The sequence below is a fragment of the Parerythrobacter lacustris genome (assembly GCF_024626475.1).
GTDB lineage: Bacteria > Pseudomonadota > Alphaproteobacteria > Sphingomonadales > Sphingomonadaceae > Parerythrobacter_A > Parerythrobacter_A lacustris.
In genome coordinates this window covers 27,065-51,356 of record NZ_JANKHH010000008.1, presented here as the reverse complement: position 1 = coordinate 51,356, position 24,292 = coordinate 27,065, and the positions used below count along the sequence as shown (strand labels likewise).

Annotated in this window: 29 protein-coding genes, 1 tRNA gene and 1 pseudogene; 19 read left to right on the top strand and 12 right to left on the bottom strand. The window is 64.6% G+C overall.

Annotated features, from left to right (window positions below; all coding sequences use genetic code 11):
* Nucleotides 1–64: 64 nt before the first annotated feature.
* The 3 genes from msrB to NSO95_RS14795 form a co-directional block, all read right to left on the bottom strand.
* On the bottom strand, nt 65–469 hold the full coding sequence (gene msrB, locus NSO95_RS14805; protein WP_257597105.1) for a peptide-methionine (R)-S-oxide reductase MsrB: 405 nt from the start codon (nt 467–469) through the stop codon (nt 65–67).
* Between the two features lie 54 nt (nt 470–523).
* Nucleotides 524–1,195: a glutathione S-transferase family protein gene (locus NSO95_RS14800; protein ID WP_257597104.1), complete on the bottom strand. Its 672-nt coding sequence runs from the start codon at nt 1,193–1,195 to the stop codon at nt 524–526.
* A gap of 79 nt (nt 1,196–1,274) precedes the next feature.
* Nucleotides 1,275–1,631 (bottom strand): hypothetical protein, encoded by a 357-nt coding sequence (locus NSO95_RS14795; RefSeq protein WP_257597103.1) that lies wholly within the window; start codon nt 1,629–1,631, stop codon nt 1,275–1,277.
* A gap of 77 nt (nt 1,632–1,708) precedes the next feature.
* On the opposite strand from NSO95_RS14795, the gene NSO95_RS14790 reads away from it, so the two are divergent.
* Together NSO95_RS14790 and NSO95_RS14785 are read left to right on the top strand one after the other, a co-directional pair.
* The gene (locus NSO95_RS14790; RefSeq protein WP_257597102.1) at nt 1,709–3,139 is read left to right on the top strand and encodes an NAD-dependent succinate-semialdehyde dehydrogenase; all 1,431 of its coding nucleotides are present in this window, start codon (nt 1,709–1,711) and stop codon (nt 3,137–3,139) included.
* A gap of 50 nt (nt 3,140–3,189) precedes the next feature.
* Nucleotides 3,190–3,567 (top strand): VOC family protein, encoded by a 378-nt coding sequence (locus NSO95_RS14785; RefSeq protein ID WP_257597101.1) that lies wholly within the window; start codon nt 3,190–3,192, stop codon nt 3,565–3,567.
* Between the two features lie 4 nt (nt 3,568–3,571).
* On the opposite strand, the gene NSO95_RS14780 is transcribed toward NSO95_RS14785, so the two are convergent.
* Nucleotides 3,572–4,450, bottom strand: coding sequence for a YwqG family protein (locus tag NSO95_RS14780; protein WP_257597100.1), 879 nt, complete (start codon nt 4,448–4,450; stop codon nt 3,572–3,574).
* 109 nt (nt 4,451–4,559) lie between these two features.
* Here NSO95_RS14780 and NSO95_RS14775 point away from each other — a divergent pair, with 109 nt between their 5' ends.
* The 6 genes and pseudogenes from NSO95_RS14775 to NSO95_RS14750 all read left to right on the top strand — a co-directional run bounded on the left by NSO95_RS14775 (nt 4,560) and on the right by NSO95_RS14750 (nt 8,621).
* Nucleotides 4,560–5,672, top strand: coding sequence for an S-(hydroxymethyl)glutathione dehydrogenase/class III alcohol dehydrogenase (locus NSO95_RS14775; protein WP_257597099.1), 1,113 nt, complete (start codon nt 4,560–4,562; stop codon nt 5,670–5,672).
* On the top strand, nt 5,672–6,028 hold the full coding sequence (locus NSO95_RS14770; RefSeq protein WP_257597098.1) for a cupin domain-containing protein: 357 nt from the start codon (nt 5,672–5,674) through the stop codon (nt 6,026–6,028). Before NSO95_RS14775 ends, NSO95_RS14770 begins: the two co-directional genes overlap by 1 nt.
* Before the next feature lie 64 nt (nt 6,029–6,092).
* Nucleotides 6,093–6,473, top strand: a complete 381-nt coding sequence (locus tag NSO95_RS14765; protein WP_257597097.1) for a VOC family protein — start codon at nt 6,093–6,095, stop codon at nt 6,471–6,473.
* 57 nt (nt 6,474–6,530) lie between these two features.
* Nucleotides 6,531–6,914: pseudogene (locus NSO95_RS14760) on the top strand (prolyl-tRNA synthetase associated domain-containing protein); the annotation flags it as partial.
* A 205-nt stretch (nt 6,915–7,119) separates the two neighbouring features.
* On the top strand, nt 7,120–7,974 hold the full coding sequence (gene fghA / locus NSO95_RS14755) for an S-formylglutathione hydrolase (RefSeq protein ID WP_257597096.1): 855 nt from the start codon (nt 7,120–7,122) through the stop codon (nt 7,972–7,974).
* Nucleotides 7,975–8,036: 62 nt separating this feature from the next.
* Nucleotides 8,037–8,621 carry a hypothetical protein gene (locus NSO95_RS14750; protein WP_257597095.1) on the top strand — a complete coding sequence of 195 codons (585 nt, stop codon included), beginning with the start codon at nt 8,037–8,039 and terminating at the stop codon, nt 8,619–8,621.
* 340 nt (nt 8,622–8,961) lie between these two features.
* On the opposite strand, the gene metW is transcribed toward NSO95_RS14750, so the two are convergent.
* Together metW and metX are read right to left on the bottom strand one after the other, a co-directional pair.
* Nucleotides 8,962–9,558, bottom strand: coding sequence for a methionine biosynthesis protein MetW (metW, locus tag NSO95_RS14745; RefSeq protein WP_257597094.1), 597 nt, complete (start codon nt 9,556–9,558; stop codon nt 8,962–8,964).
* The gene (gene metX, locus NSO95_RS14740; protein WP_257597093.1) at nt 9,551–10,660 is read right to left on the bottom strand and encodes a homoserine O-acetyltransferase MetX; all 1,110 of its coding nucleotides are present in this window, start codon (nt 10,658–10,660) and stop codon (nt 9,551–9,553) included. The genes metW and metX overlap by 8 nt, the downstream gene beginning before the upstream one ends.
* 150 nt (nt 10,661–10,810) lie before the next feature.
* Between metX and hisC the strand changes: the two genes are divergently transcribed.
* Nucleotides 10,811–11,911, top strand: a complete 1,101-nt coding sequence (hisC, locus tag NSO95_RS14735; RefSeq protein WP_257597092.1) for a histidinol-phosphate transaminase — start codon at nt 10,811–10,813, stop codon at nt 11,909–11,911.
* Entirely contained in the window at nt 11,908–12,813 is a 906-nt protein-coding gene (locus NSO95_RS14730) for a prephenate/arogenate dehydrogenase family protein (RefSeq protein WP_257597091.1), read from the top strand. The genes hisC and NSO95_RS14730 overlap by 4 nt, the downstream gene beginning before the upstream one ends.
* A gap of 40 nt (nt 12,814–12,853) precedes the next feature.
* On the opposite strand, the gene NSO95_RS14725 is transcribed toward NSO95_RS14730, so the two are convergent.
* Genes NSO95_RS14725 through ftsE form a run of 4 tightly spaced genes read right to left on the bottom strand, consistent with a single transcriptional unit; the run spans nt 12,854 to nt 15,740 of the window.
* The gene (locus tag NSO95_RS14725) at nt 12,854–13,537 is read right to left on the bottom strand and encodes a lysophospholipid acyltransferase family protein (RefSeq protein ID WP_257597192.1); all 684 of its coding nucleotides are present in this window, start codon (nt 13,535–13,537) and stop codon (nt 12,854–12,856) included.
* A 6-nt stretch (nt 13,538–13,543) separates the two neighbouring features.
* A complete protein-coding gene (locus NSO95_RS14720) occupies nt 13,544–14,074 on the bottom strand; it encodes a YdcF family protein (RefSeq protein WP_257597090.1) in 531 nt (176 codons plus the stop codon).
* Complete coding sequence (locus tag NSO95_RS14715) at nt 14,071–15,003, bottom strand: cell division protein FtsX (protein ID WP_257597191.1); 933 nt, start codon at nt 15,001–15,003, stop codon at nt 14,071–14,073. The genes NSO95_RS14720 and NSO95_RS14715 overlap by 4 nt, the downstream gene beginning before the upstream one ends.
* A gap of 2 nt (nt 15,004–15,005) precedes the next feature.
* Entirely contained in the window at nt 15,006–15,740 is a 735-nt protein-coding gene (ftsE, locus tag NSO95_RS14710; protein ID WP_257597089.1) for a cell division ATP-binding protein FtsE, read from the bottom strand.
* Between the two features lie 155 nt (nt 15,741–15,895).
* Here ftsE and NSO95_RS14705 point away from each other — a divergent pair, with 155 nt between their 5' ends.
* The 5 genes from NSO95_RS14705 (at nt 15,896) to NSO95_RS14685 (ending at nt 19,087) form a co-directional block, all read left to right on the top strand.
* Nucleotides 15,896–16,798, top strand: a complete 903-nt coding sequence (locus NSO95_RS14705) for a zinc-ribbon domain-containing protein (RefSeq protein WP_257597088.1) — start codon at nt 15,896–15,898, stop codon at nt 16,796–16,798.
* Nucleotides 16,799–16,937: 139 nt separating this feature from the next.
* A tRNA-Leu gene (locus NSO95_RS14700) sits at nt 16,938–17,024 on the top strand.
* A 467-nt stretch (nt 17,025–17,491) separates the two neighbouring features.
* Nucleotides 17,492–18,478, top strand: a complete 987-nt coding sequence (locus tag NSO95_RS14695; protein WP_257597087.1) for an RHS repeat domain-containing protein — start codon at nt 17,492–17,494, stop codon at nt 18,476–18,478.
* Between the two features lie 25 nt (nt 18,479–18,503).
* A complete protein-coding gene (locus NSO95_RS14690) occupies nt 18,504–18,917 on the top strand; it encodes a hypothetical protein (protein ID WP_257597086.1) in 414 nt (137 codons plus the stop codon).
* 23 nt (nt 18,918–18,940) lie between these two features.
* A complete protein-coding gene (locus tag NSO95_RS14685) occupies nt 18,941–19,087 on the top strand; it encodes a hypothetical protein (protein ID WP_257597085.1) in 147 nt (48 codons plus the stop codon).
* Between the two features lie 222 nt (nt 19,088–19,309).
* Here the strand turns inward: NSO95_RS14685 and NSO95_RS14680 are convergent, their stop codons facing one another.
* Both NSO95_RS14680 and NSO95_RS14675 read right to left on the bottom strand, forming a co-directional pair.
* Nucleotides 19,310–20,413, bottom strand: coding sequence for an acyl-CoA dehydrogenase family protein (locus tag NSO95_RS14680; RefSeq protein ID WP_257597084.1), 1,104 nt, complete (start codon nt 20,411–20,413; stop codon nt 19,310–19,312).
* Between the two features lie 19 nt (nt 20,414–20,432).
* Nucleotides 20,433–21,629 (bottom strand): acyl-CoA dehydrogenase family protein, encoded by a 1,197-nt coding sequence (locus NSO95_RS14675; RefSeq protein WP_257597083.1) that lies wholly within the window; start codon nt 21,627–21,629, stop codon nt 20,433–20,435.
* Nucleotides 21,630–21,835: 206 nt separating this feature from the next.
* Here NSO95_RS14675 and NSO95_RS14670 point away from each other — a divergent pair, with 206 nt between their 5' ends.
* From NSO95_RS14670 to NSO95_RS14655, 4 genes are all read left to right on the top strand, one after another.
* Nucleotides 21,836–22,366: a DUF4402 domain-containing protein gene (locus NSO95_RS14670; protein WP_257597082.1), complete on the top strand. Its 531-nt coding sequence runs from the start codon at nt 21,836–21,838 to the stop codon at nt 22,364–22,366.
* A 46-nt stretch (nt 22,367–22,412) separates the two neighbouring features.
* Nucleotides 22,413–22,979, top strand: a complete 567-nt coding sequence (locus NSO95_RS14665) for a DUF4402 domain-containing protein (protein ID WP_257597081.1) — start codon at nt 22,413–22,415, stop codon at nt 22,977–22,979.
* Nucleotides 22,980–23,146: 167 nt separating this feature from the next.
* Nucleotides 23,147–23,641, top strand: coding sequence for a DUF4402 domain-containing protein (locus tag NSO95_RS14660; protein WP_257597080.1), 495 nt, complete (start codon nt 23,147–23,149; stop codon nt 23,639–23,641).
* A 59-nt stretch (nt 23,642–23,700) separates the two neighbouring features.
* Nucleotides 23,701–24,249, top strand: coding sequence for a DUF4402 domain-containing protein (locus tag NSO95_RS14655; protein WP_257597079.1), 549 nt, complete (start codon nt 23,701–23,703; stop codon nt 24,247–24,249).
* The last annotated feature ends 43 nt before the right edge of the window (nt 24,250–24,292 follow it).

Here is a 24,292-nt window from a genome sequence, read left to right as displayed (position 1 = left end):
GTGGCGCATCTGTCAGCTGCCGCAGTGCATAGGCGAGTTCTAACTTCGCGTGAACGGGGGAGGACTATTTGTCCTCCGGTTCGAAATCGATCGAGGCGCTGTTGATGCAATAGCGCAATCCACCCGCTTCGCGCGGCCCGTCGGGAAACACATGCCCGAGGTGGCCGCCGCAGTTGGAGCAGGTTACTTCGGTGCGCACCATACCGAAAGAGGTATCGCGATGTTCGTCGATCGCGCCGCCTTCTGCCGGTGCAGTGAAAGCGGGCCACCCGCAGCCGCTGTTGTACTTGGAATCGCTTTCGAACAGCTTCTGCCCGCACCCGGCGCAGAAATACTCGCCGGCATCGTAATGCTTGTCATACTGCCCGGTGAAGGCACGCTCGGTGCCCTTCTCGCGCAGGATGTGGAACCGCTCGGGGCTCAGCCGCTCGCGCCATTCGGCGGCTGTCAGGTCCTTGAAATCGACCATCGGGAATCTCCTTCTTTCGGGGGAGATATAGTGTTCGCAGGCACGCGGAAAAGGTTACCCGTCGACGAGGGCGTAGTGGCTCGGCGGCTGGATCACTTCCATCCGTTCCGACAGCAATGGTCGAAAGCTCGGGCGGCTCTTGAACACCGCGTACCAGCCCTTGGCCTGTTCGTGTCCGGCCCAGTCGATCCCGCCGAGATAGTCGGCGACCGAAATCTGTGCCGCGGCGGCGAGGTCGGCGAGGCTCATGCGAGGACCGGCGAGCCAGGTGCGGTTGTCGATCAGCCAGTCGATATAGTCGAGATGGCCATGCGCCAGCTTCATCGCATCGCGGATACGACGCGAATCCGGCGGCTGGCGCAGCACGATGCGCTTCTTCATCTTCTCGCTCAGCATCGGTGCGGTGACGTCGTTGAAGAAGTTTTCGTCGAACAATGCGACGAGGCGGCGGATCTCCGCCCGTTCGCGCGACGTGCCCGCGATCATCGGCGCCTGATCGACGGTTTCCTCGAAATATTCGCAGATCGCCCGGCTGTCGCACAGGGTGATCTTCTTTTCGGCATCGTGCAGGACGGGGGTGCGCCCGGCCGGATTGAGCGCCCAGAATTCGTCGCGATTGTCCCACGGGTTCTCGCGCCACAGCTCGTAGCCGATGCCCTTCTCGCTCATCAGCAGGCGCACCTTGCGCGAAAACGGGCAGAGCGGGAATTGGTAGAGGCGCCACATGGCAAAAGCTCATGCCGCATGCGCCGAGTCGGGTCCATAGCGCACGCGGCGCGATACCCGACGAAATCAGGCGGTTGGCCTAAATTCCGGACGCATCGAGCAGCAGCAGGCAGGCGGGCATGATTTCCGCCGTGTTGCCGGTATCGCGCTGGCGCTGCGCCTCGACCTGCAACAGCGCTGCGACATCGGCGCGGGTCACCCCCGCCTCGTCCATCAGCTGCGCCGAAGCGCGGACGAAAAACTCGCGCCCGCGCTGCGCCATCGGCGGGAATTCCAGCGCCTTCGCATCTCCCGCCGCCTGATCCGCCGCGACGATGGCAAAAGCCGCCGAGCACCGCAGCGCGGTCGACTGCTCGAGTGTGAGCTGCGGCGAAACGGCGGAATCCTGCGCCGCAGCGGGAACGGCCAGTGCCGCGATCAGTAGAAAGGGTAGCATTCGCATGACCCGCTCCCTAGCTGGGTTCACCTGAACAATCACCCGCAACGACGCCTTCGCGCGCGAAAGGACACTCCATGGCCAGCTATCCCGACCTCCATCTTCTTATCGGCGGCGAGAAACTGGGGCTCGAGGCGCGCGAGCACGAGGATGTGATCGACCCGGCAACCGGCGAGACCATCGGCACCCTGCCGCGGGCGACCGAGGCCGATCTCGATGCCGCGCTCGAAAATGCCGAGCGGGGCTTCCGGCAATGGCGCAAGACCCCGGCGGACAAGCGCGCGTCGACGCTGATGAAAGCCGCTGCGCTGATCAAGGAGCGCGCCGGAGATATCGCCTACGGCCTGACCCGCGAACAGGGCAAGCCGCTGGCCGAAGCCAAAGGCGAGACGATCTATTCGGCCATGCTGCTCGAATTCTACGCCGGCGAATGCAAGCGCCTCTATGGCCGCACGCTGGTCCGCCCCCAAGGGCAGCGCGCCGAGGTGCAATACCACCCGGTCGGCCCGGTGGCGGGCTTCGCGGCGTGGAACTTCCCTTCGCTTAACGTGATGCGCAAGATCGGCGGCGCGCTCGCCGCCGGTTGTTCGGTGATCGTCAAGCCGAGCGAGGAAACCCCCTCGGCCGGGATCGCCATGGTTCAGGCATGCCTCGATGCGGGCGTACCGGGCGATGTCGTCCAGTGCGTGTTCGGCGTGCCCGACCATGTCAGCCGCCACCTGCTCGGCTCCTCGGTAATCCGCAAGGTGACCTTCACCGGATCGACCGCGGTCGGCAAGCACCTGGCGAAGCTCGCGGCGGACGATCTCAAGATCGCTACCATGGAACTGGGCGGGCACGGGCCGGTGCTGGTGTTCAAGGATGCCGATATCGACAAGGCGCTCGATACCATGGCGGCCAACAAATACCGCAACGCCGGCCAGGTCTGCGTCAGCCCGACGCGCTTCCTGATCGAGGAGGACGTGTTCGAGAAATTCCGCGACGGCTTTGTGGCGCGGGCGGAGAAGGTGAAGGTCGGCAACGGGCTGGAAGACGGCATGCAGATGGGCCCGATGGCGAGCGCGCGCGGGCTCGAGCGGATGGAAGGCCTGACCGGCAATGCGAAGGAAAAGGGTGCGAAGCTGCTCACCGGCGGCGAGCGGATCGGCAACCAGGGCTTCTTCCACCAGCCGACCGTGCTCTCCGAAGTGCCGACCGATGCCGAGATCATGAACGAGGAGCCGTTCGGCCCGGTCGCGATCCTCAACCCGATGCGCGGAGAAGATGCAATGATCGCAGAAGCCAACCGCCTGCCCTACGGTCTTGCCGCCTATGCCTGGACGCAGGACGGCGCGCGCAAACAGCGCCTCGCCGCCGAGATCGAGGCAGGGATGCTGGCGATCAACGGTGGAACCGTCAGCGCGGTCGATGCACCCTTCGGCGGGGTCAAATGGTCCGGCTACGGCAGCGAGGACGGGCGTGAAGGGGTGATGGCCTGCATGGTCACCAAGACGGTGCACGAAGGATAGCGTCTGGGCGGGATTCGCAGTATCTCCCTCTCCCGAGGGAGGACTGCACCATGACCCTGGCCACCAGCAAACCTGTAACCTTCGTCGGCACCGCCGACCGCACCCCAGCCAAGGCGTTCTATAGCGAGACGCTCGGCTTGACCCAGCTTTCGGAGGACGATTTTGCCGTAGTCTACGACCTTGATGGCACGATGATGCGACTGACCGATATCGCGGGCCACACGCCCAGCCCGCACACCATTCTCGGCTGGGTGGTCGACGATATCGCCGCAACCATGGCAGAATTGCACGCGCGGGGCGTCGAGTTCCAGATCTACGAAGGCTTCGGCCAGCGCGAGGACGGCGTGTGGCAGCCGCCCGGCGGCGGGCCGCAGATCGCGTGGTTCCTCGATCCCGACGGCAACAATCTCAGCCTGACGCAGTTCTGACCGGTCAGGAGCAGTCCCACTGGTAGAAGACCTTGCTGAAGTCGCGCTTCAGCAGGTCTTCGCGGCGGATGGTGAACTGCCCCTGCCCCACGTCGCCCCACATCATGACATCGTCGTTGCTCCACAGGTTGAGCAGGACGCGATCGACATTCTGGTAGGGTTCGTACGCCCGCCAGTCCCACTGGACGAACTCGGGATGGCCACCAATGTGCGAGGTTCCGTAGCCGCCTTGTCCGGCCGGCGACTCAAGATATTCGTAGATCGCATCCCATGCCCCAGTGTCTTCGCCAGCCGGGAGCATGGCCGCGTCGCGCTGGATGAGCCACGAATCGACCGAGGGCCGGTGCGGTGCGGCCCGCGCCGCGCGCAATGCCACGCCGCGCAGCGCGGCCTCTTCATACAGCGGCGAATAATCGTCGTATTTGCCCTGCGACGATTGCGGCCCGGTTTCGAAGCGGCCTTCGCCCTCGGTCGTCTCGTGCCACACGACCTTGAAATCGCCTTGTTCGGGCTGTTCGAAATTCGCCCCGTAAAGATCGTCGCGCGCAATGAAGAACTGCAACACGCCGCTGGTAGGATAGTCGGGCAGCGGCGGCAGCTCGGCGAAGTCGATCTGCGCGAGGAAGGTCATCCGCTTGCCGCTGCGATCGAGCGGCCATTCGGCCCCGTCCGGCAGCCACACCGCGCCGCCGATGCGATTGCCGCCGCTCGTCTGCGCCGCCGGGCCTGCCGTCTCGAGCATCAGCGCGGGCAGCTGGTTGGCTTCCTGCCACGCGACGAATTTCTCCACCGCCGGATCGGCCTCGGTCGCCTGCGCGCAAGCTGTCGTACCAGTGAGAGTGAGCAGAGCGGCGAGTGCCGCGCAGAAGGATTTGCGAGCCATGCGCGCAAATTTACCGACCGTTCGCGCAAAGCCAATCGAATTCGATCCGCTGTGCCCTTGCCTTCATCCGGTCGAAACGCCAATCACCCCGGCAAAGGAGAATGCCCCAATGAAAACCCGCGCCGCCGTCGCCTTCGAAGCCAAGCAGCCGCTCGAGATCGTCGAGCTCGACCTCGAAGGGCCGAAGGCAGGCGAAGTGCTGGTCGAAATCATGGCGACTGGCATCTGCCACACCGACGCCTACACGCTCGACGGGTTCGACAGCGAGGGCATCTTCCCCAGCGTGCTCGGACATGAAGGCGCAGGCATCGTGCGCGAGGTCGGTGCCGGGGTGACCAGCGTGAAGCCGGGCGATCACGTCATCCCGCTCTACACCCCCGAATGCGGCCAGTGCAAAACCTGCCTTTCGGGCAAGTCCAACCTGTGCACCGCCATCCGTGCGACGCAGGGCAAGGGGCTGATGCCCGACGGGACCACGCGGTTCAGCTACAAGGGCCAGCCGATCTACCACTACATGGGCTGCTCGACCTTCTCGAATTTCACCGTGCTGCCCGAAATCGCGGTGGCGAAGATCCGCGAGGACGCGCCGTTCCAAACCAGCTGCTATATCGGCTGCGGGGTCACCACCGGGGTTGGCGCGGTGACCAAGACGGCGAAAGTCCAGCCTGGCGACAATGTGGTGGTGTTCGGCCTCGGCGGGATCGGCCTCAACGTGATCCAGGGCGCGAAGCTGGCAGGGGCCAATGTGATCCTCGGCATCGACATCAACCCCGAACGCGAGGACTGGGGCAGGCGCTTCGGCATGACCCATTTCCTCAATACCAAGGGCATGAGCCGCGAGGATACGGTGGCCAGAATCGTGGAGCTGACCGATGGCGGGGCAGACTACAGCTTCGATGCCACCGGCAACACCGAGGTGATGCGCACCGCATTGGAATGCTGCCACCGCGGCTGGGGCACCTCGATCATCATCGGGGTGGCCGAAGCGGGCAAGGAGATCGCCACCCGCCCGTTCCAGCTCGTCACCGGGCGCAACTGGCGCGGCACGGCCTTTGGCGGGGCCAAGGGCCGCACCGACGTGCCGCAGATCGTCGACATGTACATGGACGGGCTGATCCAGATCGACCCGATGATCACCCACGTGCTCACCCTCGAGGAGATCAACAAGGGCTTCGACCTGATGCACGCCGGCGAAAGCATCCGCAGCGTGGTTGTCTATTGATGGCTACCAAGGTCAATCTCGCAGACAAGCTGGCGCAATTTTCGGATCATTGGGCGCCGCGCATCGTCGCGCGATACAACGATCATGAGGTGCGGCTGGTCAAGGTCGAGGGCGAGTTCATCTGGCACTGCCACGAGGAGACCGACGAGTTGTTCCTGATCCTCGCAGGCGAGCTCGAAATGGAGTTTCGCGATCGCACCGAAGTGCTGCATCCGGGCGAGCTGATAGTGGTGCCGCGCGGTACCGAGCATCGCCCCTGCGCGCGCCAGGGCGAGGTGCACCTGCTGCTGATCGATCCGAAAGACATGCCCAACACGGGCGATCCGGCCACCGCGACGATCGCGGTCGAGATTTGACAGCTTGACGCGGGCAATGGGCACGCACAGGTAGCAATTCGCAACTCAAAGGGAGAGCAAAGCAATGTACAGTCACATGATGGTCGGCTCGAACGACATCGACCGGTCGAAGAAATTCTACGACGCGACCTTCAAGGCCATTGGCGGCAAGGAAGCCATCGTCGATGACAAGGGCCGCCTGATGTATCTCTACAACGGCGGCGCATACCTCGTGACCCAGCCGATCGACGGCGCGCCGGCCACAGCGGGCAACGGCTGCACCATCGGCTTTGCCATGACCCCCGAACAGGCCGACGCGTGGCACGCGGCGGGCGTCGCCAATGGCGGCACCGCGGTCGAGGATCCTCCCGGCGTGCGCGGCGAAGGCACGCCGAATGCGATGTATCTCGCCTATCTGCGCGATCCCGACGGCAACAAGCTCTGCGCGCTCCACCGCATGGGTTGAGCCAATCGGAAGCAGAGCTGACACTCACCCCTCCCCCCACGGGGAGGGGCTTTCGCAATGAGAGGCGAGCAAGGCCTGATGGCGGACCTCGCCGCGCTGTCCATTGCGCATGAAGTGCATGAGCACCGCGCGGTGTTCACGGTCGAGGAAAGCCGCGACCTCAAGGCGCATATCCGCGGCGCGCATACCAAGAACCTGTTCCTCAAGGACGCGGGTGGCGCTTTCTGGCTGGTGACCGTCCCGGCAGAGGGTCGCGTGGACCTGAAGGCGTTGCCCGATGCCATCGGCTGCAAGCGGGTGAGCTTTGCCAAGACTGAAGACATGCAGCGCCTGCTCGGCATCGCGCCGGGATCGGTTACCCCGCTGGCGATGATCAACGCCGCGCCGGGCAGTGTGACGGTGGTGCTGGAGGCCGGGCTGGCGAAGGCGGCGCAGGTCAACGTCCACCCGCTGCGCAACACCGCGACGGTCGGCCTCGCGGGCGCGGACATCCTGCGCTTGCTCAGGCACTGGGGCCACGCGCCGCNTTTCCCTCGCGGCCCGGCGCGTTGCCACAAACAAGCGGGACCCCGGATCAAGTCCGGGGCGACGGAAATTGGCAAGTCTTGCCTTCGACAAGCCCGGCACGCACGGCTAGTGTCGGCCCATGACCCTCGAAATCCTCAGCGAAAACAAGTCCCACGGCGGCACGCAGGGCGTCTACTCCCACGCCTCCGCCGAGACCGGCACCGCCATGACCTTCTCGGTCTACGTCCCGCCGCACGAATCAGGCGCGAAGCTGCCCGTGCTGTGGTACCTCTCCGGCCTCACCTGCACCCACGCCAATGTGACCGAGAAGGGCGACTACCGCGCCGCCTGCGCGCAGCACGGCATCGTCTTCGTCGCCCCCGACACCAGCCCGCGCGGCCCAGATAAGAATGGCGACGATGTGCCCGACGCGGAGGGCGAATACGACTTCGGCAAGGGCGCGGGCTTCTATGTCGATGCCACGCAAGCGCCGTGGGCCGGGCACTACCGCATGCGCAGCTATATCGAGCGCGAACTGCCCGAGGTGCTCGCAGCGAATTTCCCGGTCGACCTGGCGCGCCAGTCGATCACCGGGCACAGCATGGGCGGCCACGGCGCGCTGACTTTGGGCTTGCGCAATCCCGACCGCTTCCGCTCGATCAGCGCCTTCAGCCCGATCGTCGCGCCGAGCAAGGTGCCGTGGGGCGAAAAGGCGCTCGGCCGCTATCTAGGGAGCGACCCGAAGGCATGGCGCGAATACGACGCCGTCGCGCTGGTCGAAGATGGCGCGGCCCACCCCCACATCCTGATCGACCAGGGCACCGCCGACCCCTTCCTCGACGAGCAACTCCAGACCCACCGCTTCGCCGGCGCCTGCGACGCCGCCGGCATCGACGCGCGCATCCGCATGCGGGAGGGGTACGACCACTCGTACTACTTCATCTCGACCTTTCTGGCCGAGCATGTGAAGTGGCATGCGGGGTGGTTGGGTTGAGGCGATGGATGTCCGCTGACTGTAGCATTGCAGACATCAAAGCGGCTCTGTAGCTATTGTTCATGGTATACAGGACAAGCAAGAAGTCGGCACTGGGCTGCGCCATATTGGCTGCGGCGTTATCTATCGCTACCATCATACTTACACCAATTGGCCCAATACTCGTTTATGGCTGGTTGGTTCCACTCATCAGTCCTGTTATCCCGAAGCCCGATGGCGTGCCTTCCCGGGCCAATGCGGAGTATCATTGGAAGGGATTTGGTTTGGTCTGGTACTGGGAAGATCGCGTATCAGGCGGATGTGCCCGTTGGTTCGCCTCAGAGTTCTTTGATGAACCAGTCCGCGGCATTGATGTTTTCGAGGGCGGTAAGAACTGCGATGAGGGGGAGCTAACCATGAGCCGCCTCTCATTCTCGGACCAGACGACGCTCGGGACCATTGAAAACGAATGGCCCTACGAAAAATGTCCCTTCAGCCTGAGCGATGCCTCCATTCGCAGATACATTACGCAAATCGAGGAAGTGAGAGAGGCTACTTCAGGGCGCATCGAGGCTAAAATGCTCATGGAGATGCGTGACGAAATCATGCAAATTGATCGTTTGGGTTTAAGTGCAGAGCAATACGGGTGCCGGGTTGACCAAGAATAGCGGTCCGTCCCCTTCTCACCCCATAACCGACATTTTCCTACACGCTCGAATGCCGCTATAAATTGCGCGCTCATTTTCATCGTCGGTTGAAAACGCCAGCGGTTGTAGTCTGTCCAGAGGCCCCTATTCCGCTCTTCCGCAAGAATGTGTCGCCCTGTTGGACTTTGCAAAATCCTTTGCAACCAACGCCTTACAAAGTCCTACAGGGTGACACGTGTCACTTTATTCCAACAAATCCTACCCGTTCCGTCATTGCGAGCGCAGCGACGCAATCCAGAGCGGCACGGAGCAGCTCTGGATTGCCGCGCGGCTTCGCCGCTCGCAATGACGGGTTAAAAAGCTATCCCCCGCTCACCTCGAACAGCGCGTATTCCGCCCGCCAGTTCGCGCCGCTGCCGCCGATCTCGCGTTCATCGGTGAAGAACCAGCGGTTCTCGATCCGTACGCCGAGGTCGCGGCTGAGCAGTTCGAAGTCCTTCACCGTCACGTGGTGGATGTTCTCGGTTTCGTACCAGCTGACCGGCAGATGCCGCGTTACCGGCATCCGGCCCTTGCTCACCAGCGCCCAGCGCATCCGCCAATAGGCGAAATTGGGGAAGCTGACGAAAGCGCGGCGGCCGACGCGCAGCAGTTCGCGCATCATGTGGTCGGGCCGCGCGGCGGTTTGCAGCGTCTGGCTGAGGATCGCCACATCGAACGCGCCGTCGGGATAGAAGGTGAGGTCGCGGTCGGCATCGCCCTGCACCACGCTGAGGCCGCGCGCGACACAGCGTTCGACCAGTTCGGGGTCGATCTCGATCCCGCGCGCGTCGACTCCCTTGCCGTCGCGCAAGGCCGCCATCAGCGCCCCGTCGCCGCAGCCGACATCAAGCACCCGCGCGCCCTGCGGTACCTGCGCCGCGATCACCGCGAGGTCGGGGCGCAGAGTGTCAGCCATCGAGGAAGCCCTTCACCACCCGGTCGAGCGCGGGAACGTCGAGCAGGAAACTGTCGTGCCCGAACGGCGCGGAAAGCTCGACGAAGCTGACCGGCGCGCCCGCGGCGTTGAGCGCGTGGACGACATGGCGGCTTTCCGCGGTGGGATAGAGCCAGTCGCTGTCGAAGCTGACCAGGCAGAAGCGCGCCGTGGTGCCCGCGAAGGCATCGGCCAGTTTGCCCCCATGCTCCTCCGCGATGTCGAAATAGTCCATCGCGCGGGTGATATAGAGATAGCTGTTGGCATCGAACCGCTGGACGAAGCCGCTGCCCTGATAGCGCAGATAGCTTTCGACCTGGAAATCGGCGTCGAAACCGAAGGTCTTGGCCCCGGGTGTGCCGTCTTTCCTGGCTTGCAGCCGCCGCCCGAACTTCTCGGTCAGGCCTTCTTCGGACAGATAGGTGATATGCGCCGCCATCCGCGCCACCGAGAGGCCGGCATCGGGTGCGGCATTGCCGCCGTAATAGTCCCCGCCCTGCCAGTTCGGATCGGCCATGATCGCCTGCCGCCCGACTTCATGGAAGGCGATGTTCTGCGCCGAATGGCGCGCGGTGGTGGCGATGGCGAGCACCCGCGCGGCGCGGTCGGGCCAGTTGGCGGCGAGGCTCAGCGCCTGCATCCCGCCCATCGAGCCGCCGACCACGGCGTGCAGCCGTGCAATCCCCAGCCCGTCGAGCAACGCGACGAGCCCGCGCACCATATCGCGCACGGTGATAACGGGGAAGCGCATGCCATAGGGCTGCCCGTCCGGCGCGATGCTGGCGGGGCCGGTCGAGCCCATGCAGCTGCCGATCACATTGGCGCAGATGACGTGATAGCGGTCGGTATCGATCGGCTTGTCCGGCCCGACCATCCGTTCCCACCAGCCTGGCTTGCCGGTCACCGGATGGGTGCTCGCGACATACTGGTCGCCGGTCAGCGCATGACAGACAAGGATCGCGTTCGATCGGTCCGCCGCGAGCTCGCCATAGGTCTCGTAGGCGATCTCGACGCCCGACAGCGCCTGTCCGCTGTCGAGCGGCAGCGGTTCGGGCAATACGAAGGCTTGGTGCGGGTTGGACACTCGAGGATACGCCAAAAGGAAGGACGGGGCTTCGACAGGCTCAGCCCGAACGGAATTTTGAAGTTGCCTCTACCCGTTCGCCCTGAGCTTGTCGAAGGGCTGTATTTTCTTTTTTGCCGTGTCAACGCGTTGCTCTAGGAGGCGCGCAATATGCAGGGCCGACCAACTCCCAAACCGTGGATCGAAGCGATCCATGCCTATGTCCCCGGCAAGGCCAGGGGCGCGGACGGGCGCGCGCTGATCAAGCTGTCGGCGAACGAGAACCCGCTCGGCACCAGCCCCGCAGCTATCGCCGCTTTCGCCGAGGCCACCGGTGCAGCGCGCTACCCCGATCCCGACGCCGCCGCCCTGCGCGAGGCGATCGGCGCAGTGCACGGCATCGACGCAGGCCGGATCGTCTGCGGGACGGGTTCGGACGAGCTGCTCAACCTGGCCGCGCAGGCCTATGCCGGGCCCGATGACGAAGTGCTGTTCAGCCGCTTCAGCTTCTCGGTCTACGATATCGCCGCGCGGCGCTGCGGCGCGACCCCGGTCGAGGCCCCCGACCGCGACTATGCGACCGATGTCGACGCGCTGCTGGCGGCGGTTACCGGGCGCACGCGGGTGGTGTTCGTCGCCAATCCCAACAACCCCACCGGCACCTGCCTGCCCAAAGCCGAAATCGCGCGGCTCCACGCCGGATTGCCGGGCGATGTGCTGTTCGTGCTCGACCAGGCCTATGCCGAGTATCTGACCGAGGGCGAAGACGACGGCGGGCTGGACCTCGCCGCCGCGCACGCCAATGTGCTGGTCACGCGGACCTTCTCCAAGATCTACGGACTCGCCGGCGAGCGGATCGGCTGGGCCACCGGCGCGCCCGAACTGATCGCTTCGCTCAACCGCATTCGCGGGCCGTTCAACGTCACCAACCACGGGCAGGCTGCCGCCACCGCAGCGCTCGCCGACCAGGATTTCGTCCGCCGCTCGCGCGAGCACAATGCGGTGGAGCTGGCCCGGTTTGAGGCGGCGATGACGGCGCTGGGCAACCACGGCGTCCGCCCGGTGCCGGGCAAAGCCAATTTCAGCCTGGTGCTGTTCGAAGGCGCACTGACCGCCGTGGCCGCACTGGGCGCTCTGGCCGAAGGCGGTTACGCCGTGCGCCACCTGCCGGGGCAAGGCCTGCCGCACGCGCTGCGTATCACCATCGGCACGGCGGAGCAGATGGACGATATCGCGCGCATCATCCGCAAATCGGCGGAGCAGGCGGGATGAGCGTGGAGCGGGTCGCGATCATCGGGCTCGGCCTGCTCGGCGGCTCGCTCGGGCTGGCGATCGCCGAGCGGCTGCCGAAGATTGCCACCACCGGCTTCGATGCCGATCCGCAGGTGCGCCAACGCGCTACCGAGCGCGGGCTGGTCGACCGCGTGTGCGACACCCCTGCCGAGGCGGTCGCCAGCGCCGATCTCGTCATCCTGTGCGTCCCTGTCGGCGCGATGGAAGCGGCCGCACGCGAAATCGCCTCGGCCCTGCCTGCAGCGGCGATCGTCAGCGATGTCGGCTCGTCCAAGCAGTCGATCGCCAGGGCACTCGGCGCGGCGCTACCCGACCAAGCGGTGATCCCCGCGCATCCGGTCGCGGGGACCGAGCGCAGCGGACCCGATGCCGGTTTCGCCACGCTGTTCAGCCACCGCTGGTGCATCCTGACGCCGCCCGATGGGGCGGATGCCACTGCCGTCGCCACGCTAACCGGGTTCTGGGAAGCGCTCGGCGCGAAGGTCGAGATCATGGACCCGGCGCATCACGACGTCGTGCTCGCGGTCACCAGCCATATCCCGCACCTGATCGCCTACACCATCGTCGGCACTGCCAGCGATCTGGAAGACGTGACGCAGGGCGAGGTGATCAAATATTCCGCCGGCGGCTTTCGCGACTTCACTCGCATCGCCGCTTCGGACCCGGTGATGTGGCGCGACGTGTTCCTCTCCAACCGCGAGGCGGTGCTTGAGGTGCTCGGTCGTTTCACCGAAGACCTCTCGGCACTCCAGCGCGCGATCCGCAACGGCGATGGCGAAGCGCTGTTCGACCTGTTCACCCGCACCCGCGCCATCCGCCGCGCGATCATCGACGAAGGTCAAGACGATGCCCGCCCCGACTTCGGCCGCGGGGATCATTGATTTGTCGTCCTGCCGGACGGTGCGGCACCAGCCTGCCCAGTCAGTCACCATTCAGCGCATTGATCGCGTCGGTCACCCTCCGTTCGACCTCTTCGCGCGACAACCCGGGCGGGATCACCTCGCCGAAGCGGTAGGTTATCGTCCCGGAGCGCTTGAGGATGCGGTGGTAGAGCGGCCCGCTGTTCACCGCGACCGGCACAACCGGCAGGCCGATCAGCTTGTAGATACCCGCAAAGCCTGCCCCCAGCGGTGCAACCGTGCCGTGGCGGATACGGGTCCCCTCAGGGAACAGTACAAGTTCGCGCCCCTCGTTCGACAGCTGGCGGGCCGATCTGACCATAACCCGCAGCATGCTCGCGCCCTGATCCCGCGCGACAGGGACGAGACCATAGCGCCGCGCGACGAGGCCCCAGCCGGGGATCCGGAACAGCTCCGCCTTGGCGAAGACGGCAGGGTAATCGAACAGTGCGGGGCAATCGATCGCTTCGAAGAAGCTCTCGTGCCTGACCGCGTAGAGTAGCGCGCCCTCGCCCTGCGCACCTTCGAGCACCACGCGGATGCCGAGCAAATGGTTGACGCACCAGCGGTGGAACTTGCCCCAACGCCGCACCGCCACTCGGAAAGCTGCCCGGTCGAACGGCATCACTACCAGCGCCGCGATGACATAGAGCGGGCTGAGCAGATAGAACGCCAGGTAGAATGCAATATTGCGCAGCAGCAGCATCACCGGTCAGCTCCGCCACAGGCCGGAGACCCAGCTCGCCAGCAGCTTGTGATATTCGAGGAACAGGATGCGCAGCGAAGGCTCGGTGGGCACCGCATCCTCGCGGATGGTGACATCCGTCGGGAGCGTGCGAGCGAGCTCGATCCGCGCGCGGCGCATATGCCAGTCACTCGTCACCAGCCGGATCGAACCGAACCGGCGCTGTTCGAGCCATTCGGCCGTCTCGGTCGCATTGCCGCGGGTATCGACCGCGCTGGAGCCAAGCGTGATGCAGCATTCCATCAGCCCGGGGGGTACTTCGAACTCGGCCGCGAACTCCCCCGGCCTGACTTCGGGATCGACCCCGGTGACGAGCATCGCCTCGACCTTGCCAACTTCGAGCAGCTCGATCCCCCTCTCGATCCGCCCTGCCGCCCCGGTCGGGACCACCGCAGCGTCCCCCGTCGCGCGCTCAAGCGGCACCGGCAGCGCGACCGCGAACCACAGGAAGCCGAGGAACCACGCCACGGCGAGCAAGGCGAGCACTCGCCGGATCACAGCATCCGCCTAAGCGCCGAAAGCACTGTCAGCCGGGCGGTCAGCATCGCCAGCGCCACGGCAGCCAGCGGCACCGCCGCGATAATCACCCAGTCGAGCCAGCCCAGCGCTCCGCCCGCGACCATGCCCGAGCCGAGCGCGGCGAACTGCCGCCCGAGCAACAGGATCGCGCCAAGCCCCAGCGTAAGTCCGACCGCCCCGCCCATTGTCGCGTCGAAGCCGATCGAGCGTTCGAAGATGCGCGCGATCTGGCTGTCCGTCCCGCCCAGCATATGCACCACCTCGATCGTCCCGCGATTGGTGCCGAGCGCGCTGCGCGCCGCGAGCCAGACCGCCGCCGCGCTGGTCAGCGACAGCAACATCACCAGCCCCAGCGCGAGATATTGCATCGAGGTCAGCGCGCCGAACACTGGCGCGAGCCAGCTCGCCTGCGCATCGATCCGCGCATCGGGGGCACGCGTCGCGATCCGTGCCTGCAGATCGTCGAGCGCTGCCTGCGTCACTTCGCCGCGCAGCCGGACGTCGATCAGCGCCGGGACCGGCACCGCCTGGCTTTCGCTGTCGGCACCGAGCCAAGGCTCGAGCAGGGCGTCGAGTTCTTCGTCCGGCACCCGGCGGATCGAGGCGACCATCGGGTCGCTGCCCAGCATCGCTTCGACCACCTGCGCCTGCCGCTCGCGTTCCTGCGGCAGGGCCTCGAGCACCTGCACCGTCGCCCCGCCGGCCAGTTCGGCGCGCGCGGTCTCGGCGATGTTGCGCATCGCCAGCCCGCCCGCAGTGGCGACAACGACCAGCGTGACCATGATCGCGATCACCCACGGCATCGGCCCGGCAAGCCGGGCTTCGGGCAACAGCTGCGCCGCCCGCTCGCCGCCGAAGCGGGTGAAGCCGCGCGCGATCTTGCGCCCGAGGGTCGGCGGCTTCTTCATGCTCATGTCCGCGTCTCGCGCGGCGCGTCCGGGCGCGGGGGATAGCGCAACGCGCCGGTGGGATCAGACAACCGCCCCTTGTCGAGCCGCATGATCAGCGATTCGGGCACCTTGCGCAGCAGGTGGACGTCGTGGGTCGCGACCACCACCGTCGTCCCGAGCCGGTTGAGCGCCTCGAACAGCCGCAACAGCTTCAGCGCCATTTCGGGATCGACGTTGCCGGTCGGCTCGTCCGCCACCAGAACATCGGGCCGCCCGATCACCGCGCGGGCGATCGCGACGCGCTGCTGCTCACCGCCCGAAAGCGTCGCCGGACGGTCTTCGCTCCGGTGCGACAGCCCGACCCAGTCGAGCATGTCGGCAACCGGTTTGCGCAGATCTTCTTCGCGCACGCCCGAGACGCGCAGCGGCAGCGCGACATTGTCGAACGCCGAGAGGTGCGGCACCAGCCGGAAATCCTGGAACACCACACCGATCCTGCGGCGGTAGGCCGGCAGCTTCTTGCGCGCCATGGTGATCAGGTCGGTCCCGAACATGCGGATCGCTCCGCGCGACGGGCGCTGCGCGAGGTAGAGCAGCCTGAGCAGCGAGGTCTTGCCCGCCCCGCTCGCCCCGGTGAGGAAGTAGAAGCTGCCGGGAAACAGGGTGAAAGAGACATCGCTCAGCACTTCGCGGTCGGGGCCATAGCGCAGCCCGACATTGTCGAAGGTCACCACTTCGTTGTCGGGCGCGTTCATCGGCGGCGGCACCGGGGGCGCGGGAATTGGCGGGAGAGACGCATCGTGTCGGGCCTATAGCCGCCCTTCCATGTGGAAAAAAGCCGCAGTCTGTCCTGCCCACAGCCGCGAAGCCTTGTTGCCCCTGTCACACGCACGTAAGGACTTCAGTCACCATGATTATCGCGTGCCCCGCCTGCTCGACGCGCTATGTCGTCCCCGACAGCGCGATCGGCGTGGACGGGCGGACGGTGCGCTGCGCCAAATGCCGCCACAGCTGGTTCCAGGACGGGCCGGAACTCGACCTCCAGGATTTCAAACAGGCCGAAGCAGGTCCTGCCCCCGCGCCGGGCTTCGACGGCATCCAGCGCACCACCACCGCCCCGAGTCCCGCTCCCGCCCCGGTGGCTTCCCCGCCGCCGGCCCGCGCTCCGCAGCCGAAGGAGCGCGTCGAGACCGAGCCCGTCCCGCCTCCCCCGATCCGCCGCGAGCCGGAGGTCGAGCATGAGCCCATCGCCACCCCCGCCTATCGCGAGAGCGAGCCGGACGATCTCCCGCCGAGCGTGGTCGAGACCTCCCGCGCGCCCTACCCCGAGCCCGAGTTCGACGAGGTCTCGCAGTTCGATCGCCAGCCGCCGTTCCGCGGACGCCGCAATCCGCTCAAGATCTGGACCGCCGCCGCGGTGCTGTTCGCGCTGGTCGCCTCCGGCCTGATCTATGCCGTCAGCTATTACGGCATGCCTGACTGGGTGCCGTTCAGCCGTGCGACCTTCGGACCGGAACAGCCCGACCTGGTACTCGATTTCCCCGCCGACAAGCAGGACCGCCGCACCCTGCCCAACGGCACCGAGTTCTTCGGCGCGAGCGGGACGATCACCAATGTCGGGCGCGCCACACTCAAGGTGCCCTCGATCCTGATCGTGATGCGCGACCAGCGCGACAAGCTGGTCTACAGCTGGGAAGTCGTGCCGCCCGAAAGCACCCTCGCCCCGGGCGAGAGCATGACCATCAACGAAGTCGCGCGCGACGTGCCCAAATCGGCCAAATACGCCGAGATCGGGTGGAAGGCGACGCGCTGAGCGGATGCCGCCGCGCGCGCTCCGCCGCCGCGTGCAAATTCGTTTCACAGGCCGGCAATCATTCGCTTGCGGAGTCAAAACCGCTTTGCTAGTGGCGCGCTCCTACCAAGCGGGGCCGCACGGCCCGTGCTGACTGTGTGCGGTCGTGGCGGAACTGGTAGACGCGCAACGTTGAGGTCGTTGTGGCCGAAAGGCCGTGGAAGTTCGAGTCTTCTCGACCGCACCAATTTTCCTGACATAGCTGGCGAGCGGACGGGCATTGGCCAGTCAGCTGTGTGGTTGCACCGGTTCTGGGATAGCCGAGGAAGTTGCCGCGCAAGGCTGAATGGCGACACTAAGGCGACACCAAAACCGCAAAGCGCGCATGCGGAGGGAATGGCGGGGGTTCCGGGCCGAGGTGGCAAGATGTTCAAATTTTACTTGGCTAGCCTGAACAGAATGGCCAACTTCACACATAGCGCGCATTACAAATAAAGTTGTGCGGCGGCCGGGCGAGGGAGTGGGGGATTCGATTTTCAAAGAGCCGGTGGAAGCTAGCAGGCTCGCGGCGTGTAGGAAAATGGCTTGTCGCCTGCGCGATGCAGGAGAAGGTGTGGTTGGAGGAGACACGCAATTTGGTATTGTGTCCGCGGCATCCTGCTCGACACCCACCGGTTCCTCTACGACCGCCCTTCGACAAGCTCAGGACTGATGGTGGCGGAGTACAGTGCAGCGGGTGCCATGCTTAAGCGCTACCTCCATGGCCCTGCGGCAGGGGCGGACGATCCGCTGGTCGAATATGCAGGCGCAGGCACCGCCGCCTCGAACCGCCGCAACCTCTACACCGATGCACGCGGCTCGATCGTGCTGAGCACCGACAGCGCGGGCGGCGCGGCGCAGATCAACAGCTACGACGAATACGGGGTCCCCGGACAGGCCAACACCGGGCGGTTCCAGTACACCGGGCAGATCTGGCTCCCCGAGCTGGGGATGAACTACTACAAGGCCCGGATGTACTCCCCGCTGCTCGGGCGGTTCATGCAGACCGACCCGATCGGCTATGAGGACGACAGCAACCTCTATGGCTATGTTGGGAATGATCCGGTAAATGGGGTGGACCCGACGGGGTTGGCGCAAGATGACAAGCGAACGCTTGACCGAGGCTTTAGTCTCTTCGCGAAGACTTGGAAGGCTGACGGGTCGCAATTTGATGATCATCGGGGAGAGAATGGGGGCGCGCGACGTGCTGGTGAGGATGACTCCGACAGCAGCGGAGGCGCGCCGCAGGAGGGGAACCAAGGCATTGCGGGTCCCATTGTTCCTGCGAAACCCGAAAGTCTAATCCCCTTCTTAGGGGGAATACCTGGGGCTCTTAGCGAGCAGAATTTTGACAAGATTGCTAGAGTACATAATTTCCTTAGAAGTTCAGAGTGCGGAATAAAAAAATCTTGTTTCTATTCCAATCACCTTGAAAATAGAAACTCATTTTTTTCCAGTATTGTTGTGCCAGTCCTCGCAAATCCGTTTGTGCAGATTTCCTTTGTGGGAAGGCATATTGAACTCAGATCCAACATACCGGGCGGGATGTCTCTTGGTGTTACCCAGCATGGATCTGAAGCCAATACTATTGTCGTACGAGGTATCGTGGGCTCATTTCGGGAATCTCCAATTCTTGTTATATCAAATGTTCTATTGGAGTAGTCTAATGTTAGAAAGCAGCGCACTAATGTCTGCATCATTCTACTATGCTGATGATCCCTCGCCCAAGATGGAAATTTCAGATAGAACTGTTCAGTTCAAATTAGGGAGAGGGATGGATGACGGTGAAGTTACGATTCTTGAACCTGCCATAGATTTCCTAGAAAATGGAATTAGGGCAGCTCTACTTTTGGAACTCAGATTAGAAATAGTATATCTTTTATTTTTTGCAGAAACAACCTATTTAAAAATATTCAATTCTAAGGATAGAAGCAGAGCTATACATATAAATGTATGTCAAGGTAGTGATGTGCTATTTTCAGTTCAGAGCTATATAGATGATTTATGGAAGATACTTGAAGACCTTTTTAGAGAGATGATAAGTGATGGTGTGCTTACCGAGGAAGAAGTTTCTGAGATTTTCGTGATTCGCTTAAGTTAGAGGTGTTGAGGCTCACTCATTTTTTGTCGCTCAGGGATTTTCGGGGAGCCACACTTAGTTTCAACCAGATCAAAGATGCGGCGAACACCGTCCTTGCCGATTACAACTACAACCCGCGCGGCGAGCTGGCGCAGATCGACCGCGCCGCGACCGCGCCCGACAAGGTGTAGAGCAATGCGGCAGGGCCGCTCAATCCCGCCGCAGCGACGCGCCCGCATAAGGATCGCCTGCTGGCGGCAGGTCGCCACGAGGATCGTCGGCCTCCTTTGTAGCCAGAGGAGCTGGCGGCACCGAGCCCTGCTGCCATAAACCGCTGATCGACGCCGCCACCACCGGCGCGCCGAGTAGCAGGAAGCACCGCCCGCTCCCGCCCTTCCCGCTTTACCCGAGGCTCAGGCCGCCCTGTTGGTCTCTTGCGCGCCCAGCTCAATGAAGCGCGCGAGGTGTTCGTCCTCGTCGCCCATCACGTGGCCGAGCATCGTCAGCCGCTTGGCATAGTGCGACAGCGGCAGTTCCCACGTCATGCCGATGCCGCCGTGCATCTGGATCGCTTCCTCGGCCACCAGCCGCCCGACCTTGCCGACGGTATACATCGCCGCCGCGCCGAAGCGGTCGCGCTGGGCGGCGCCCTTGTCGAAATTCGCCGCCGCGTTGATCGCCGCCGAGCGTGCCTGCTCGATCTCGAGCGCGACGGTCGCCATGCGGTGCTGGAGCGCCTGGAACTTGCCGATCGGGATGCCGAACTGCTTGCGGGTGCGCAGATATTCGAGCGTCTGGTCGCGCAGCACTTCCATCACCGCCGCCGCTTCCCATGCGGTCGCGACGACCCCGGAAGCAAGCGCGGCATCGATCGCCGCGCTATCGCCGGTCAACAGCCGTGCCGGCGCGTTGTCGAGCGTGAGCTCGCCCGCCGCGCCGCCATCGACCAGCGGATAGTCGCGCACCGAAACGCCCGCCGCGCCGGTCTCGACCAGAAAGGCCCCCAGTCCGTTGCCCGTTTCCGCCGTGACGACGACGATATCCGCGCTGCCGAGATAGTCGACCACGCCCTTCGCGCCGCTCAGCGTCCAGCTGTCGCCCGCACCGCTGGCGGTTGCCTGCGGGGCGACCGAACCGTCGGCGCCCACCGCCGGGTGGTGCGCGAAGGTGGCGATGCTGGCGCCGGCGATGACATTGCCCAGCGTCTCGCTGTCGCCCGCCGCTTCGAGCAGCTTGCCCGCCAGCAAGGTCGCGAGAAACGGACCCGTAGGCAAGCCTCGCCCGACTTCGCCGAACACCACGCCAATGTCGAACGGCGAACCGCCGAAGCCGCCCGCCTCTTCGCCGAACAGCGCGCCGAGGATGCCGAGTTCGGCCATGCCGGCCCACATATCCTTGTCGAACCCGGCTTCGCTTTCCAGCGCCGCCTCGCGCGCCTTCCAGTCGGCCTTGTCCGCGAGGTAGCGGGACAGCGTATCGACCAGCATCTGCCGGTCTTCACCAATCGAAAAATCCATCTGTCTGTTGTCTCGCTGGTTAGAGGCCGAGCACGGCCTTGGTGATGATCTCGCGCTGCACTTCGTTCGATCCGCCGAAGATCGAGAGCTTGCGATTGTTGAAATATTGCGAGGCGACCGGATTGGCCCATTCGGGGCCGACCGGCTCGCCGTTGAAGCCTTCCTCCAGCGCCTCGGCGACGAAAGGCTGCGCATAGCGGCCCGCCGCGCGGCGCATCAAATCGTTGATCTCCTGCCGGATCTCGGTGCCGCGGATCTTGAGCATCGAGCTTTCGGCCACCGGCGCATGGCCCGCGCCCGCCGCGTCGAGCACGCGGAGGTTGGTGGTCTTCATGTTCTCGAGATCGATCTCGAGCTTGGCGAGGCGCGCGGCGTAGAACGGATCTTCGGCCAGCGGCTTGCCGCCCCGCATGGTGGTGCGCGCGACGTCCTTCAGCCGGTCGAGCAATTCCATCGACGCGCCGACTCCGGCGATATTGGTCCGCTCGTAGGTCAACAGGTACTTGGCGTAGGTCCAGCCCTGGTTCTCCTCGCCGACGAGGTTGGTCACCGGCACCTTCACATCGGTGAAGAACACCTCGTTGACCTCGTAATCGCCGTCGAGCAGCTTGATCGGGCGCACTTCGATGCCCGGGCTCTTCATGTCGATCAGCAGAAAGCTGATGCCTTCCTGCCGCTTGCCTTCGCTGCTGGTGCGCACGAGGCAGAAGATCCAGTCGGCGTGCTGGCCGAGCGTGGTCCAGGTCTTCTGGCCGTTGACGATGTAGTGATCGCCCTCGCGCACCGCCTGCGTCTTGAGGCTGGCGAGGTCCGAGCCTGCACCCGGCTCCGAATAGCCCTGGCACCACCAGTCGGTGCCGTCGAGGATGCGCGGCAGGTAATGGCGGCACTGCTCCTCGGTGCCGTATTTGATCAGCACCGGCGCGAGCATCGAGAGGCCGAAAGGCACGATCCGGGGCGCGTGGAAAATCGCCGTCTCGGTCTCGAAGATGAAGCGCTGCATCACGCTCCATCCCGTCCCGCCCCATTCGACCGGCCAGTGGTTGGCGAGCCAGCCGCGCTCGTTGAGGATGGCGTGCCATTCCTCCATATCGGCCTTGGTCAGATGCTGTCCGGTGCGGACCTTGTCGCTCAGCCGCTTGGGCAGCTTTTCCTTGAGGAATGTGCGCACTTCCTCGCGGAAGGCTTCGTCTTCGGGGGTGAAATCGAGGTTCATGCTGCTCTCCCGGCGCTGCTCGCCAAACACGGCGAATCGCCTAGCCCAAAGTTGACGTATTCGTAAAGCAGACTCGTCGAAGTCGGGCCGCATGCGGGGCGATCCGTTCGAGGCAAAAGGCGATCGAGGGCTGGTCAGCAGGCGGGGCAATGCGATATGCGCCGGTTCCTATGCACTTGCCCGCTCCTGCGATTGCCCGAAAGGCCATGCAGCTGTCCCTTGCGATGGCAGCGCTGGCGTTGCTCGTCGGGTCGCAGCCTGCGCGGGCCGACACGCCGCAACTGCGCGTGACCCCGGTGAACGATCTGCGTTTCGGCAGTTTCGCCGTGATGAGCGATGGTTACCGGGTGGTGCGACCCGATGGCAGCGTGCAGAGCTCGGGCATCTTCTCGGCGGGCACGTCGGGCACCGGGCCGGCCCGTTTTCGCGTCAGCTACGATCGCGGGAACAACGGCAATCGCCGGCTCGATCTCGAGATCGAGCTTCGCTTCGCCGCCGCGCCGGTCATCACCCAGGGCGGGATCGTTGCCGAGCTGACCCAGTACCAGAGCGACTTGCCGGGGTATGTGAATGTCGCGGCGGGCCAGCCGGTGACCATAAGAATCCCCAATTGCCGCGCTCGGGTGTGCGAGACGACCTTCAATCTCGGCGGGCGGCTGGATGTCGAGCGAAATTATGGCGGCGGGACGGTGGTGCTGCCGATTCCGGTGGATGCCGTCCTGATTTCGGTCAGGTAGCGAGCATCCGCTGGTCAGACCCCTCGCGATCGATAGGGTCGGAGGCATGCAGTTGCATCTTGCTTTGGCAATAAGGGGCGCGCTTTTTTGCGCGGCATGGCACGCCGCCGCCACCGCAGCGATCGCCCAGCCGGGCGCAAGCAGTTCGCAGGGGGCAGCAGGCGCGCAGATCGTCGAGCCGATCGGCGTTGTCGCGGTGTCCGATCTGGAGTTCGGTGCCATTGCGGTCTCCGCCTCCGAAGGCGGCGAGGTCGCCATCGCGCCGGCATCGGGCGCAGCGCAATATTCGGGTGGAGCGCGCCCTGCCTGCGCGGGCACGTCGCAATGCGCGATTGGCGCGGCACGCTTCGCCGTGACCGGTGAAAGCGGCCGCGACTACGCGATTGGACTTCCGTCGGTGGTGATGGCTGAACATCGGGGAGGAGGCGGGCCCGGTTTGCCGGTTTCCGGCCTCACTGCATGGAGCCGGAATCTCGGCACGCTCGGGCCGTTCGGCCGCCTCGATCAGGCCGGATCGGACGAAGTGCGCGTGGGCGGCACGCTCACTATTCCGGCCGGAACCGCCATAGGAAGCTACGTTGCCGAGGTACCGATAGTAGTGAACTATGGTTAATACCGGGTTGATTTCATATCTATGTCTTTAGGAACAGACGGTTTCCCCTGATAGGAATTCCTTAAGAACTACGCACTATCCCTTAGTCCTGCACGAGAGGACCAACCGTTCGTGCCGTGTTGTGCGCAAGCGCAGCGAACAGGACCAAGCCTTTTGGGGATGACCAAATGAAGAAAATCGTTCTTGCAGCATTCGTCGCTGCGATCGCTACCCCGGCCCTTGCTGCGCCGGGCGACACCGACTCCGCAACCGGTAGCGCCAGCGCCACCATCGTTGCCCCGATCACCGTCGACCACGTGTCCGGCGCCGAACTCGCTTTCGGCACGATCACTGCCGGCAATGGCGGCACCGTGACTGTCGATCTGGCCGGCACTGTGACCGACAACGGCGACGATGCCGTCGTCCTCACCGGCTCGGTCACTTCGGCCGACGCCTTCACCCTGACCGGCGATGCCAACCGTGCGATCACCGTCGATGTGGGCGATGGCGTGCTGACCGGTCCGGGCACCGACATGGCGTTCGTCACCACCGACAACGCCCCGACCTCGATCAACGGCTCGGGCACGGGCAGCTTCTCGGTCGGCGGCACGCTGACCGTGGGCGATACCCAGACCCCCGGCAGCTACACCGGTTCGTACACCGTTACCGCGTCGTACGACTAAGACCTGCACCGCGCGGGCGGGCTCGCTCAGGGCCCGCCCGTGTTGTGTCTTCTGCCCAGATGACTCTCCGAACTGTCTTCGGCCCCGCTTGGCGGATGGCTGCGGGAGCGCTTGCGCTCGCGACCGGCGGCCAGGCCATGGCCGGGCCGGGGGATGAGTTTACCACTACCGGCGCCGCTCAGGTGACCGTGGTGGAGCCGATCGGCGTCCAGCGCGTGGCAGATCTGCGCTTCGGCCGCATTATGCAGCCCACCACAAACGGCACCATGACCCTCGCCTACACCGGCGCGATCAGCGAGACTGGCGGCGTCGTGGGCCAAACCAGCACACCGCAGGCGTTCAATGGCAGAGGTCCGGGGGCATTTGCGGTGTTCGGCGACGCCAACCGCCGGTTCATCCTGTTCATGCCGAATTTCATCAACATCTCGAACGGGACCAGCACGATGCGGGTCGACCAGTTCCAGGTGAACCCGGCCTTGTTGGGGCTGCGTCGGTTCGACGCCAACGGCTATGCCCCGCTGCTGGTCGGTGCCCGGCTGCGAGTGAACGCGAACCAGCAGGTCGGCACATATACGGGGACTTACACGGTCTCGGTGCTTTACCTGTGATTCCATGATGGTGTAAGGCCCGACCCGATCGCACGATCCGGGT

Bases quoted from the DNA above. Each gene is read 5' to 3' on its own strand.
- fghA (WP_257597096.1), top strand. From the start codon at position 7,120: ATGACCCTCGAAATCCTCAGCGAAAACAAGTCCCACGGCGGCACGCAG.
- metW (WP_257597094.1), bottom strand. From the start codon at position 9,558: ATGGCTGACACTCTGCGCCCCGACCTCGCGGTGATCGCGGCGCAGGTA.
- NSO95_RS14790 (WP_257597102.1), top strand. From the start codon at position 1,709: ATGGCCAGCTATCCCGACCTCCATCTTCTTATCGGCGGCGAGAAACTG.
- NSO95_RS14795 (WP_257597103.1), bottom strand. From the start codon at position 1,631: ATGCTACCCTTTCTACTGATCGCGGCACTGGCCGTTCCCGCTGCGGCG.
- NSO95_RS14670 (WP_257597082.1), top strand. From the start codon at position 21,836: ATGCAGCTGTCCCTTGCGATGGCAGCGCTGGCGTTGCTCGTCGGGTCG.
- NSO95_RS14770 (WP_257597098.1), top strand. From the start codon at position 5,672: ATGGCTACCAAGGTCAATCTCGCAGACAAGCTGGCGCAATTTTCGGAT.
- msrB (WP_257597105.1), bottom strand. From the start codon at position 469: ATGGTCGATTTCAAGGACCTGACAGCCGCCGAATGGCGCGAGCGGCTG.
- NSO95_RS14780 (WP_257597100.1), bottom strand. From the start codon at position 4,450: ATGGCTCGCAAATCCTTCTGCGCGGCACTCGCCGCTCTGCTCACTCTC.
- NSO95_RS14655 (WP_257597079.1), top strand. From the start codon at position 23,701: ATGACTCTCCGAACTGTCTTCGGCCCCGCTTGGCGGATGGCTGCGGGA.
- NSO95_RS14725 (WP_257597192.1), bottom strand. From the start codon at position 13,537: ATGCTGCTGCTGCGCAATATTGCATTCTACCTGGCGTTCTATCTGCTC.
- NSO95_RS14730 (WP_257597091.1), top strand. From the start codon at position 11,908: ATGAGCGTGGAGCGGGTCGCGATCATCGGGCTCGGCCTGCTCGGCGGC.
- ftsE (WP_257597089.1), bottom strand. From the start codon at position 15,740: ATGAACGCGCCCGACAACGAAGTGGTGACCTTCGACAATGTCGGGCTG.
- NSO95_RS14775 (WP_257597099.1), top strand. From the start codon at position 4,560: ATGAAAACCCGCGCCGCCGTCGCCTTCGAAGCCAAGCAGCCGCTCGAG.
- NSO95_RS14665 (WP_257597081.1), top strand. From the start codon at position 22,413: ATGCAGTTGCATCTTGCTTTGGCAATAAGGGGCGCGCTTTTTTGCGCG.
- NSO95_RS14675 (WP_257597083.1), bottom strand. From the start codon at position 21,629: ATGAACCTCGATTTCACCCCCGAAGACGAAGCCTTCCGCGAGGAAGTG.
- NSO95_RS14660 (WP_257597080.1), top strand. From the start codon at position 23,147: ATGAAGAAAATCGTTCTTGCAGCATTCGTCGCTGCGATCGCTACCCCG.
- hisC (WP_257597092.1), top strand. From the start codon at position 10,811: ATGCAGGGCCGACCAACTCCCAAACCGTGGATCGAAGCGATCCATGCC.
- NSO95_RS14705 (WP_257597088.1), top strand. From the start codon at position 15,896: ATGATTATCGCGTGCCCCGCCTGCTCGACGCGCTATGTCGTCCCCGAC.
- NSO95_RS14715 (WP_257597191.1), bottom strand. From the start codon at position 15,003: ATGAAGAAGCCGCCGACCCTCGGGCGCAAGATCGCGCGCGGCTTCACC.
- NSO95_RS14690 (WP_257597086.1), top strand. From the start codon at position 18,504: ATGTCTGCATCATTCTACTATGCTGATGATCCCTCGCCCAAGATGGAA.
- NSO95_RS14765 (WP_257597097.1), top strand. From the start codon at position 6,093: ATGTACAGTCACATGATGGTCGGCTCGAACGACATCGACCGGTCGAAG.
- NSO95_RS14785 (WP_257597101.1), top strand. From the start codon at position 3,190: ATGACCCTGGCCACCAGCAAACCTGTAACCTTCGTCGGCACCGCCGAC.
- NSO95_RS14750 (WP_257597095.1), top strand. From the start codon at position 8,037: ATGGTATACAGGACAAGCAAGAAGTCGGCACTGGGCTGCGCCATATTG.
- NSO95_RS14680 (WP_257597084.1), bottom strand. From the start codon at position 20,413: ATGGATTTTTCGATTGGTGAAGACCGGCAGATGCTGGTCGATACGCTG.
- NSO95_RS14800 (WP_257597104.1), bottom strand. From the start codon at position 1,195: ATGTGGCGCCTCTACCAATTCCCGCTCTGCCCGTTTTCGCGCAAGGTG.